The 12,818-nt window shown below is 53.4% G+C and carries 8 protein-coding genes; all 8 read left to right on the forward strand.

What is annotated here, in order from left to right:
* Positions 1 to 132: 132 nt before the first annotated feature.
* The 8 genes from ACO6VG_RS03700 to ACO6VG_RS03735 all read left to right on the forward strand — a co-directional run bounded on the left by ACO6VG_RS03700 (position 133) and on the right by ACO6VG_RS03735 (position 12,811).
* On the forward strand, positions 133 to 1,386 hold the full coding sequence (locus ACO6VG_RS03700; protein WP_422413117.1) for an ankyrin repeat domain-containing protein: 1,254 nt from the start codon (positions 133 to 135) through the stop codon (positions 1,384 to 1,386).
* Between the two features lie 159 nt (positions 1,387 to 1,545).
* Positions 1,546 to 2,541: an ankyrin repeat domain-containing protein gene (locus ACO6VG_RS03705; RefSeq protein WP_422413119.1), complete on the forward strand. Its 996-nt coding sequence runs from the start codon at positions 1,546 to 1,548 to the stop codon at positions 2,539 to 2,541.
* Between the two features lie 147 nt (positions 2,542 to 2,688).
* Positions 2,689 to 3,990: an ankyrin repeat domain-containing protein gene (locus ACO6VG_RS03710; RefSeq protein ID WP_422135638.1), complete on the forward strand. Its 1,302-nt coding sequence runs from the start codon at positions 2,689 to 2,691 to the stop codon at positions 3,988 to 3,990.
* Between the two features lie 147 nt (positions 3,991 to 4,137).
* Complete coding sequence (locus ACO6VG_RS03715; protein WP_422135639.1) at positions 4,138 to 5,469, forward strand: ankyrin repeat domain-containing protein; 1,332 nt, start codon at positions 4,138 to 4,140, stop codon at positions 5,467 to 5,469.
* A gap of 117 nt (positions 5,470 to 5,586) precedes the next feature.
* Positions 5,587 to 6,882: an ankyrin repeat domain-containing protein gene (locus ACO6VG_RS03720; RefSeq protein ID WP_422442619.1), complete on the forward strand. Its 1,296-nt coding sequence runs from the start codon at positions 5,587 to 5,589 to the stop codon at positions 6,880 to 6,882.
* 147 nt (positions 6,883 to 7,029) lie between these two features.
* Positions 7,030 to 8,325, forward strand: coding sequence for an ankyrin repeat domain-containing protein (locus tag ACO6VG_RS03725; protein ID WP_422442618.1), 1,296 nt, complete (start codon positions 7,030 to 7,032; stop codon positions 8,323 to 8,325).
* A 146-nt stretch (positions 8,326 to 8,471) separates the two neighbouring features.
* Positions 8,472 to 9,869: an ankyrin repeat domain-containing protein gene (locus tag ACO6VG_RS03730; RefSeq protein ID WP_422472781.1), complete on the forward strand. Its 1,398-nt coding sequence runs from the start codon at positions 8,472 to 8,474 to the stop codon at positions 9,867 to 9,869.
* Positions 9,870 to 10,015: 146 nt separating this feature from the next.
* Complete coding sequence (locus ACO6VG_RS03735; protein WP_422472783.1) at positions 10,016 to 12,811, forward strand: ankyrin repeat domain-containing protein; 2,796 nt, start codon at positions 10,016 to 10,018, stop codon at positions 12,809 to 12,811.
* The last annotated feature ends 7 nt before the right edge of the window (positions 12,812 to 12,818 follow it).

The following is a 12,818-nucleotide window of genomic DNA, read 5'->3' on the forward strand; positions in this document are numbered from 1 at the left end:
CATCTTCGGAGTTTTTGAAACAGGTGATTATTTAGTTAGCCACAGCAAACTTTATAGCCATAGAACTGAACTATTTAACTGTTTTTGTATCCAACCTTAAGCACTTATTGACTGGCACACGATGCTCTATTTATGGATAGCGTTGCTCGCACCTCGGCCCCCGGGAATCCTGTCGAACCGTCGGGGGTCGACAAATGCCCTATTTGTTTGACTGGTTTTCATGGCCGTAAAGCAGCGCCTGTGGTCCTCAAAACCCGTTGTTGTGGCCATCACTTCGATCTGGACTGTATTTCGAAGTGTTTTGTTGATCAGCCCATTGGCTCACGTCGATGCGCGATGTGTCGGCAAGACCCGATGCCTCTGCTGGATCTGAACACCGGTGAATCACACCCGGATACATTTTTCCCCGATCAGGCGTTTTATGATGCCTGTTATGACGGGGATTTCGATCAGGTAGTGAGATCACTGGCAGAAGGCGTCAATGTCAATGCCGTAAAGCATGATGATTACACTGCCTTGATGATGGCATCCGACGGGGGGTACGAAACTATCGTCGAACGCCTGATCAACGCCGGGGCGAATCTCAACGCCACCTGTGAGGTGGGTGCCACTGCACTGTTATTCGCTGCCCGGGAAAATCACACCGACTGCGTGGAACTCCTGACCAAAGCCGGTGCGAATCCAAACATACAAACTAAAAATGGTGCAACCCCGCTGTACATCACTGCCCTGAAAAATAACGCAGACTGCATGAAAATCCTGATCGAAGCCAAGGCAGATCTCAACGCCCGGACTGAGGGTGGCATCACTGCGCTGTTCATCGCCGCCCAGGAAAATAGCACCCACTGCATGCAAATCCTGATCGAAGCCGGGGCGGATCTCAACGCCCGGACTGAGGCTGGCGCCACCCCGCTGTTCATCGCAGCCGAGATGGGCCATAGCGACTGCGTGAAAGCCCTGATCGAAGCCGGGGTGGATGTCAAAGCGCAGGCTGAGGATGGTGCCACCCCACTGTTCATGGCAGCACAGAATGGCAATACTGACTGCCTGAAACGCCTGATCAATGCCGGGGCGGATATCAACACTGTCTTGTCGGATGGTGCCACCCCGCTGTCCATCGCTGCAGAGAATGGCCATACCGAGTGCCTGAAACTCCTGATCGAAGCCGGGGCGAATCTCGACACCACCTTGCCGGATGGCGCCACCCCACTGTTAATCGCAGCCGAGATGGGCAATACCGACTGCGTGAAAGCCCTGATCGAAGCCGGGGCTGACATCAAGGCCAGGACTAAGGATGGCAGCACCCCACTGTCCATCGCTGCGCAGAATGACAATACCGACTGCGAAAAACTCCTGATCAACGCTGGGGCAAGGCAGGGAACATAGGCAAGGAAGGGAACAAAAGAAAGGCGTTATGTTATCCGGTAAACACGGCTCTCAGGTGTTCTCATTTTCCGAGTTTTTGATATAGCCATATAGCTGAACCATCGTAATTTTTTTATGTCTGGTTTGTATAACTCATTAAATAACACGAAAACTCTACTTATGGATGCTATTGCTCCCTCCCCTCTCTCCATGGGCGTTGAATTGACGTCGGAAGCCGATGTCTGTTCTATTTGTCACGGTGAGTTCCATGGCCGCAATGTGGCGCCTGTGAACCTCAACCCCAAATGTCAAACCCACTGTGGCCACTACTTCCATCTGGACTGCATTACGGGGCAATTTGTTGATGAGCCCATAGGCTCACGCCGCTGCAAGCTTTGCCGACAAAATCCGATCCCGTTGTTGAATATAAACACCGGTAAATCTTACCCGGATAAATTTTTCCCCGATCAGATGTTCCGTAGTGCCTGTTGTTCCGGGGATTTGCAACAGGTGCAGAAGCTGCTGGCAGAAGGAGTCTATATCAATGCCGTTATGAATGCTGGTTTCACAGCCTTGATGATTGCATCCAGTGAGGGGGTCACAGACCTCGCCGAACTCCTGATTAGACACGGGGCGGACGTCAACGCCGCTCGGGCTGAGGATGGCGTTACCGCGCTGTTCTTCGCTGCAAAAAACAATGACATTGACATTACGAGACTCCTGATCGGTGCCGGGGCGGATCTCAACACCCCCCGGACTTCGGATGGCGCCACCCCGCTGTCCATCGCAGTCCAGGAGGGCTGCACCGAGTGCGCGAGACTCCTGATCTACGCCGGGGCGGATACCAGCGCAGCCTTGTCGAGTGGCATGACCCTGCTGTACATCGCAGCCCTGAGAGGCAATACCGACTGCGTGGAACTCCTGCTCAACGCCGGGCTGGATCCCAACGATGCTTCGTCGATTGGCATCACCCCGCTGTACATCGCAGCCCTGAAAGGCAATACCGACTGCGTGAAACGCCTGATCAATGCCGGTGCGGATCTCAACGCCCGGACCAGGAATGGCTCCACCCCGCTGTCCATCGCAACCAGAATGGGCAATACCGACTGCGTAAAAGTCCTTATCGCGACCGGGAAAAGCCAGGAAGCAAAAGAAAGGCGCGGTGTTCTCCAGTAAACACAGCTTTCAGGTGTTTCCATCTCCTGAGTTCTGAAATGCGTGATGATTTAGCCGCAGCAAACTCAACAGCCATAAAACTGAACTATCGTACTTTTTTTGTGTCTAATTTGTATAACTTACTTGAATATCATGGAGGCTCTACTTATGGATGCCATTGATCTTAATCACCCCCCACTCCCCATCACCACTGAATCAACGTCGGAGGCACATAAATGTGATATTTGTTTCGGTGAGTTCCATGGCCGCGATGTGGCGCCTGCGCAACACAACCCTAAATGTAAAAGCCACTGCGGCCACATCTTCCATCTGGACTGTCTTACGATGCTATCTGTTCATAAGCCCATAGGCTCACGCAGCTGCGGGTATTGCCGAGGAAAGCCGTTCCCTGTGTTGGATACGGAAACCGGTAAATCTTACCCGGAAGAGTTTTTCCCCGACCGGGTGTTTTTAACTGCCTGCTTGACTGGGAATGTGGATCAGGTGAAGAAGTCACTGGCAGCAGGAGTCTATGTCGACGCCGTTGTGGGTAATGGTCTCAATCCCTTGTTGATTGCATCCGCTGAGGGGCACACAGAATTAGCCAAAGTCCTGATTAACAACGGGGCGGACGTCAACGCCGCTATGGCTGAGACAGGCGTTACACCGCTGTTCTCCGCTGCGCTATACAATCGCACCGACATTGTGAGACTGTTGATCAATAACGGGGCGAAGCTCGACATCCCCGAGACTAAGGATGGCCACACCCCGCTGTCCATAGCGACCCAGGTGGGCTCTATCGACTCAGTGAGATTCTTGCTCATCGCCGAGGCGAATCCCAACGTCGTCTTGTCGTCTGGCTGCACCCTGCTCAACATTGCAGTCAAGAAGGGCTCTACCGACTCCGTGAGACTCTTGCTCCTCGCCAAAGCGGATGTCAACGCCCGGAATGAGGATGGCGTCACCCCGCTGTTCTTCGCTGCACAAAACAATCTCACCGAAATTGCGAAACTCCTGATCAACGCCGGGGCAAATCTCAACCCCCCCCGGACTTCGGATGGCGCCACCCCACTGGCCTTGGCAGCCCAGCAGGGCTCTGGCGGCTGCGTGAAACTCCTGCTCGACAGAGGGGTGAATCCCAACACCGCCTTGTTGAATGGCGTCACTCCGCTTTTCGCCGCAGCCCTTAAAGGCAGGATCGACTGCGTGCAACTCCTGCTAGAGAAAGGGCCGGATCTCAACGCCCGGACTAAATACGGCGCCACTGCGCTGTTCGTAGCCGCTGAGGGAGGCCATACCGAATGTTTGAAACGCCTGATCCAGGCCGGGGCAGATATCAACGCTGCCTTGCCGGATGGCACCACCCCGCTGTCCATCGCAACCAGGATGGGCCATACCGAGTGCGTGGAAGCCCTTAACGAGGCCGAGAGAAGCAGGGGAACAGAAGAAGGGCTCTGCATCATCCTGTAAAAACAGCTTTCAGGTGTTTTCATCCCCTGAGTTTTGCAATGCGTGATTATTTAGCCACAAAAAGCTTTATAGCCATAAAACTGAACTATCGTACTTTTTTTGTGTCTAATTTGTATAACTTACTTGAATATCATGGAGGTTCTACTTATGGATGCCATTGATCTTAATCACCTCCCTCTCCCCATCACCACTGAATTAACGTCGGAGGCACATAAATGTGATATTTGTTTCGGTGAGTTCCATGGCCGCGATGTGACGCCTGCGCAACACAACCCTAAATGTGAAAGCCACTGCGGCCACATCTTCCATCTGGACTGTCTTACGATGCTATCTGTTCATAAGCCCATAGGCTCACGCAGCTGCGCGTATTGCCGAGGAAACCCGTTCCCTGTGTTGGATACGGAAACCGGTAAATCTTACCCGGACGAGTTTTTCCCCGACCAGGTATTTTTACGTGCCTGCTGGAATGGGAATGTGGATGGGGTGAAGAAGTCACTGGCAGCAGGAGTCTATGTCGACGCCGTTATGAGTCATGGTTTCAATCCCTTGTTGATTGCATCCACTGAGGGGCACACAGAATTAGCCAAGGTCCTGATTAACAACGGGGCGGACGTCAACGCCGCTATGGCTGAAACAGGCGTTACACCGCTGTTCTTCGCTGCTCAAAACAATCACACCGACATTGTGAACCTGCTGATCAGTAAGGAGGCGAAGCTCGACATCCCCGAGACTAATGCTGGCCACACCCCGCTGTCCATAGCGACCCAGGTGGGCTCTATCGACCCAGTAAGATTCTTGCTCATCGCCGGGGCGAATCCCAACGTCGTCTTGTCGTCTGGCTACACCCTGCTCAGCATTGCAGTCCTGAAGGGCTCTACCGACTCCGTGAGACTCTTGCTCCTCGCCAAAGCGGATGTCAACGCCCGGAATGAGGATGGCGCCACCCCGCTGTTCTTCGCTGCAGAAAAAAATCTCACCGAAATTGCGAAACTCCTGATCGACAACGGGGCAAATCTCAACACCCCCCGGACTTCGGATGGCGCCACCCCGCTGGCCATCGCAGCCCAAGAGGGCTCTGGCGGCTGCGTAAAACTCCTGCTCGACAAAGGGGTGAATCCCAACACCGCCTCGTTGAATGGCGTCACTCCGCTGTGCGCCGCAGCCCTTAAAGGCAAGATCAACTGCTTGCAACTCCTGCTAGAGAAAGGGCCGGATCTCGACGCCCGGACTGAATACGGCACCACTGCGCTGTTCGTAGCTGCCAGGGGAGGCCATACCGAATGTTTGAAACGCCTGATCGGGGCTGGGGCAGATATCAACGCCGCCTTGCCAGATGGCACCACCCCGCTGTCCGTCGCAACCAGGATGGGCCATACCGAGTGCGTGGAAGCCCTTAACGAGGCCGAGACAAGTTGGGGAACAGTAGAAGGGCTCTGCGTCATCCTGTACACACGGCTTTCAGGTGTTTTCATCCCCTGAGTTTTGCAATGCGTGATGATTTAGCCACAGCAAACTCAATGGCCATAAAACTGAACTATCGTACTTTTTTAGTGTCTAAATTTGTATAACTCATTAAATTACACGGGGGTTTTACTTATGAATACAATTAGTCTTTCTGCTCTCACCATGAGCACTGAAGTAACTTCGGAGGCCGATGAATGTAATATTTGTTTCGTTGAGTTCCATGGTCGAGATGTCACGCCTGTGGAAGACGACCCCGAATGTAAAACCCACTGTGGCCATCTCTTCCATCTGAAATGTCTTACGAGGCTATTTTATGGTATGCCCATAGGCTCACGCAGCTGCGCGTATTGCCGAGGAAAGCCGTTCCCTGTGTTGAATATGAAAACCGGCGAATCTTACCCGGATAAGTTTTTCCCCGATAAGAGGTTTTATGATGTCTGTCTTCACGGGGACTTGAATCAGGTGACGAAGTCACTGGCAGAAGGAGTCTATGTCGATGCCGTTATGAAGGGTGATTTCAATGCCTTGTTGATTGCATCCACTGAGGGGCACACAGAATTAGCCAAGGTCCTGATTAACAACGGGGCGGACGTCAACGCCGCTATGGCTGAAACAGGCGTTACACCGCTATTCTTCGCTGCTCAAAACAATCACACCGACATTGTGAAACTGCTGATCAATAAGGGGGCGAAGCTCGACACCCCCGAGACTAAGAATGGCCACACCCCGCTGTCCGTAGCGACCCAGGTGGGCTCTATCGACTCAGTGAGATTCTTGCTCATCGCCGAGGCGAATCCCAACGTCGTCTTGTCGTCTGGCCACACCCTGCTCAGCATTGCAGTCCAGAAGGGCTCTACCGACTCCGTGAGACTCTTGCTCCTCGCCAAAGCGGATGTCAACGCCCGGAATGAGGATGGCGCCACCCCGCTGTTCTTCGCTGCACAAAAAAATCTCACCGAAATTGCGAAACTCCTGATCAACGCCGGGGCAAATCTCAACACCCCCCGGACTTCGGATGGTGCCACCCCACTGGCCTTGGCAGCCCAGCATGGCTTTACCGACTTCGTGAAACTCCTGCTCGACAGAGGGGTGAATCCCAACACCGCCTTGTCGAATGGCGTCACTCCGCTTTACGCCGCAGCCCTTAAAGGCAGGATCGACTGCGTGCAACTCCTGCTAGAGAAAGGGCCGGATCTCAACGCCCGGACTAAATACGGCACCACTGCGCTGTTCGTAGCCGCTGAGGGAGGCCATACCGAATGTTTGAAACGCCTGATCCGGGCCGGGGCAGATATCAACGCCGCCTTGCCGGATGGCACCACCCCGCGGTCCATCGCAACCAGGATGGGCCATACCGACTGCGTAAAAGTCCTTATCGAGACCGAGAAAAGCAAAGAAGCAAAAGAAAAGCGCGATGTTCTCCAGTAAACACAGCTTTCAGGTGTTTCCATCCCCTGAGCTCTGCAATGCGTGATGATTCAGCCACAGCAAACTCAATAGCCATAAAACTGAACTATCGTACTTTTTTAGTGTCTAAATTTGTATAACTCATTAAATTACACGGGGGTTCTGCTTATGAATACAATTAGTCTTTCTGCTCTCACCGTGAGCACTGAAGTAACTTCGGAGGCGGATCAATGTAATATTTGTTTCGTTGAGTTCCATGGTCGAGATGTCACGCCTGTGGAAGACGACCCCGAATGTAAAACCCACTGTGGCCATCTCTTCCATCTGAAATGTCTTACGAGGCTATTTTATGGTATGCCCATAGGCTCACGCAGCTGCGCGTATTGCCGAGGAAAGCCGTTCCCTGTGTTGAATATGAAAACCGGCGAATCTTACCCGGATAAGTTTTTCCCCGATAAGAGGTTTTATGATGTCTGTCTTCACGGGGACTTGAATCAGGTGACGAAGTCACTGGCAGAAGGAGTCTATGTCGATGCCGTTATGAAGGGTGATTTCAATGCCTTGTTGATGGCATCCGGTGAGGGGCATACAACCCTCGCCGAAGTCCTGATTAACCAAGGGGCGGACATCAACGCCGCTATGGCTGAGGATGGCGTTACCCCGCTGTTCTTCGCTGCACAACAAAATCACACCGATATTTTGAAACTCCTGATCAATAAGGGGGCGAAACTCGATTCCCCCCGGACTACGGATGGCTACACCCCGCTGTCCATGGCAGTCCAGCAGGGCTCTAACGACTCCGTGCGACTCTTGCTCATCGCCGGGGCGAATCCCAACGCCGTCTTGTCCTGTGGCATGACCCCGCTGCACATCGCAGCACAGAAAGGCAATATCGAATGCGTGAACCTCTTGCTCATCTACGGGGCGGATATCAGCGCCCGGAATGAGAATGGCGTCACCCCGCTGTTCTTCGCTGCACAAAAAAATCACACCGAAATTGCGAAACTCCTGATCGACGACGGGGCAAATCTCACCCCCCCCCGGACTTCGGATGGCGCCACCCCGCTGACCATGGCAGCCCAGCAGGGCTCTGGCGGCTGCGTGAAACTCCTGCTCGACAGAGGGGTGAATCCCAACACCGCCTTGTTGAATGGCGTCACTCCACTTTACGCCGCTGCCCTTAAAGGCAGGATCGACTGCGTGCAACTCCTGCTAGAGAATGGGCCGGATCTCAACGCCCGGACTGAATACGGCACCACTGCGCTGTTCGTAGCCGCTGAGGGAGGCCATACCGAATGTTTGAAACGCCTGATCCGGGCCGGGGCAGATATCAACGCCGCCTTGCCGGATGGCACCACCCCGCTGTCCATCGCAACCAGGATGGGCCATACCGAGTGCGTGGAAGCCCTTAACGAGGCCGAGAGAAGCAGGGGAACACAAGAAGGGCTCTGCATCATCCTGTAAAAACAGCTTTCAGGTGTTTTTATCCCCTGGGTTTTGCAATGCGTGATTATTTAGCCACAAAAAACTTTTTAGCCACAAAACTGAACTATCTACTTTTTTTTTGTCTAATTCGTATAACTTACTTTAATAACATGAAGGTTCTAATTGTGGATGCCATTAATCTTAATCACCCCCCTCTCCCCATCAGCACTGAATTAACGTCGGAGCCCGATAAATGTGATATTTGTTTTGCTGAGTTCCATGGCCGCAATGTGGCGCCTGCGCAACACAACCCTAAATGTAAAAGCCACTGCGGCCACATCTTCCATCTGGACTGTCTTACGATGCTATCTGTTCATAAGCCCATAGGCTCACGCAGCTGCGCGTATTGCCGAGGAAACCCGTTCCCTGCGTTGGATACGGAAACCGGTAAATCTTACCCGGACGAGTTTTTTCCCGACCAGGCGTTTTCTCGTGCCTGCTGGAATGGGGATGTGGATGAGGTGAAGAAGTCACTGGCAGCAGGAGTCTATGTCAATGCCGTTATGAGTTATGATTTCAATCCCTTGTTGATTGCATCCGCTGAGGGGCACACAGAATTAGCCGAAGTCCTGATTAACAACGGGGCGAACGTCAACGCCACTATGGCTGAGAGAGGCGTTACATCACTGTTCTTCGCTGCGCAAAACAATCACACCGACATTGTGGAACTGCTGATCAGTAAGGGGGCGAAACTCGACCTCTCCCAGACTAAGGATGGCCACACCCCGCTGTCCATGGCGGCCCAGACGGGCTCTATTGACTCCGTGAGACTCTTGATCAACGCCGGGGCGAATCCCAACGCCGTCTTGTCTTGTGGCATGACCCCGCTGCACATCGCAGCACAGAAAGGCAATATCGAATGCGTGAACCTCTTGCTCATCTACGGGGCGGATATCAACGCCCGGAATGAGAATGGCGTCACCCCGCTGTTCTTCGCTGCACAAAAAAATCACACCGAAATTGCGAAACTCCTGATCGACAACGGGGCAAATCTCAACACCCCCCGGACTTCGGATGGCGCCACCCCGCTGTCCATGGCAGCCCAGCAGGGCTCTGGCGGCTGCGTGAAACTCCTGCTCGACAAAGGGGTGAATCCCAACACCGCCTTGTTGAATGGCGTCACTCCACTGTACGCCGCAGCCCTCAGAGGCAAGATCGACTGCGTGCAACTCCTGCTCGAGAAAGAGCCGGATCTCGACGCCCGGACTGAATACGGCACCACTGCGCTGTTCGTAGCTGCTGACGGAGGCCATAGCGAATGTTTGGAACTCCTGCTCAACGCTGGGGCAGATCCCAACGCCGCTCTCTCGGATGGCTTCGCCCCGCTGTTCGTCGCAGTCTTCAAACGCAGAAGCAAGTGCGTACAGCTCCTGCTCGAGAAAGGAGCGGATCCGGACGCTGCTCTGACCAATGGCGCCACCCCGCTGAACGTCGCAACCATGATGGGCCATTTCGACTGCGTGGAAGCCATTAACGAGGCTAAGACAAGAAGAACAGAAGAAGGACTCTGCATCATCCTGTAAACACGGCTTTCAAGTGTTTTCATCCCCTGAGTTTTGCAATGCGTGATGATTTAGCCACAAAAAACTTTGTAGCCATAAAAATGAACTATCGTACTTTTTTTGTGTCTAACTTATATAACTTATTGAATAACATGGAGATTCTAGTTATGGACGCTATTAATCCCCACCGTCTTCCCTCGAGCAATGACGTAACGTCGAAGGCCGATATCTGTTCTGTCAGTCTCGTTAAGTTCAACGGCCGCGATGTGGCGGCTGTGGACCTCAAACAGGAATGTCAAACCCGCTGTGGCCACCGCTTTGATCTGGCCTATCTTACATGGCTATTTCTTTATAAGCCCATAGGCTCACGCAGCTGCTTGCATTGCGGACAGAACCCGTTCCCTGTGTTGGATTTGAAAACCGGTGAATCTCACCCGGACAAGTTTTTCCCCGACCAGGTGTTTTCAGTTGCCTGCTTGAATGGAAATTTGGATCAGGTGAAAAAGTCACTTGCAGAAGGAGTCAATGTCAATGCCGCTATGAAGGATAATTGCACTGCCTTGATAACGGCATCCTTTAGGGGGTACACAGACATCGCCAAACACCTGATCAAACACGGGGCAGACGTTAACGCTGTCCAAGCCTCTAGTAGGTCCACTCCGCTGCACCTCGCTGCCCTAAAAAATAACACCGATATTGTTAAACTCCTGCTCAAGAAAGGGGCGGAGCTCGACGCCCGCAATGAGTGTGGCGACACACCGCTGCACTATGCAGCCCTGATGGGCAATATCGACTGCGTGAAACACCTGATCAAAGCCGGGGCGAATGTCAACATGCTCACTGTGTTTGGCGACACCCCGCTGCACTTCGCTGCCCGAAAAAATAACATCGATATTGTGAAACTCCTGCTCGAGGGAGGGGCGGAGCTCGACGCCCGGAATAAGATTGACCACACCCCGCTGCACTCCGCTGCCCATGAAAATAACACCGATATTGTGAAACTCCTGCTCGAAAACGAGGCGGATTTCAACGCCCGGAATAAGGATGGCGAGACCCCGCTGCACTTCGCTGCCCGAAAAAATAACACCGATATTGTGAAACTCCTGCTCGAGAAAGGGGTGGATATCGACGACCGGAATATGAAGGGCGCCACATCGCTGTTCTTAGCAGCCGAGATGGGCAATAGCGACTGCATGCAACTCCTGCTCGACAATGGGGCGGATATCAACGCTGCCCTGCCCGATGGTACCACCCCACTGGCCATCGCAGTCCAGGAAAATAATATCGACTGCGTGAAACACCTGCTCAATGCCGGGGCAAACGTCAATAAGCCCACTGCCTATGGCAGGAGCCTGCTGTTCTGCGCTGCCCAGGACAATAAAACCGACATTCTGGAACTCTTACTCAACAATGGGGCGGATCTCGACACTGACTTGCCCGATGGCAAAACCCCACTGGCCATCGCAGTCCTGAAAAATAATATCGACTGCGTGAAACGCCTGATCAAAGCCGGGGCTAATGTCCACACTCCCACTATGTTTGGCACCACACCGCTGCACTTGGCTGCCCAAAAAAATAACGCCGATATGGTTAAACTCCTGCTAGAGAATGGGGCGGATCTCAAGGTCCGGGATGAGGATGGCGGCACCCCGCTGTTCGAGGCAATCGATAAGGGCAATGCCGACTTCGTGCAATTCCTGCTCGACGAAGGGGCGGATCCCCGCGTCCGGAATAAATATGGCGCCACCCCGCTGCACTTTGCTGCCAGAAAAAATAACACCAATGTGGTGAAACGCCTGATCGACAGGGGCGCAGATCCCGACGCTACCTTGCCCAATGGTAACACCCCACTGTCCATCGCAACCAAGCTGGGCAATATCGACTGCGTGAAACTACTGAGCAACGCCGTGGCGGAAAAAGAGGCGGCGAAGGCCGATGCCAGTCCTGTTTGTCCGGTTGATTTCCATGACCGCGATGTGGCGGCTCTGGCTGCCAGAACCCCATGTCGAACCCAATGTGGCCACGACTTCGATCGGGTCTGTATTTCCAAGCATGTGGTTAAACAGCCCATCGGCTCACGCCAGTGCATGGTGTGCGAGCAAAACCCCATGCCTGTGGTGAATAAGAACACCGGCGAAACTTACCCGGATGAATCTTTCCCCGACGAGGTGTTTTTAAGTGCGTGCTATAAAGGGGACTTGGATCAGGTGAAGAAGTCATTGACAGAAGGAGTCAATGTTAATGCCGTTATGACTGATGATCTCACCGCCTTGATGATAGCATCCTCGACCGGGAGCGAGGAGGTCGTCGAACACCTGATCAGGTCTGGGGCGCAGGTCAACGCTGTCCGGACTGAGGATGGCGCCACACCACTGCTCTTGGCTGCCAGAAAAAATAACCCTGCCGTTGTGGAACTCCTGCTCAACGCCGGGGCGAAAGTCAATGCCGCCGATTCCCTGGGCGCCACACCACTGTCCCTGGCTGCCCAGAACAATCACGTCGACAACCTGGAACTCCTGATCAAAGCTGAGACGAATCTTAACGCCCGGAACAAGGACGGCTTTACCCCTTTGCTAACCTCTGTCAAGGAAAATAACACCTGCTGCACGGTAAAACTTATTGAAGCTGGAGCGGATGTCGACGCTGCCTTGCCGAATGGCTGCACCTCCTTGCTAATCGCGATCCTGCATAATAACAACAAAATCATGAGACTGCTGCTCAAAAACAGAGCGGACCCCAACGCCCGGACTACGGATGGCTCCACCCCGGTGTACCTCGCAGCTCAGGAGGGCAATATCTTTTGCCTGGGTTTCCTTGTCAAAGCCGGGGCGGATCCCAACGCCGCCTTATCGGATGGCACCACCCCACTGGCCATCGCAACCAGGATGGGCAATACCTCATGCGCGAATTTCCTGATCTATCACGGGGCAAGGCAGGAAACAGAGACAATGCAGGAAAATTAACATCCTT

Source organism: Endozoicomonas sp. ALB032 (assembly GCF_049310125.1).
Taxonomy (GTDB): domain Bacteria; phylum Pseudomonadota; class Gammaproteobacteria; order Pseudomonadales; family Endozoicomonadaceae; genus Endozoicomonas_A.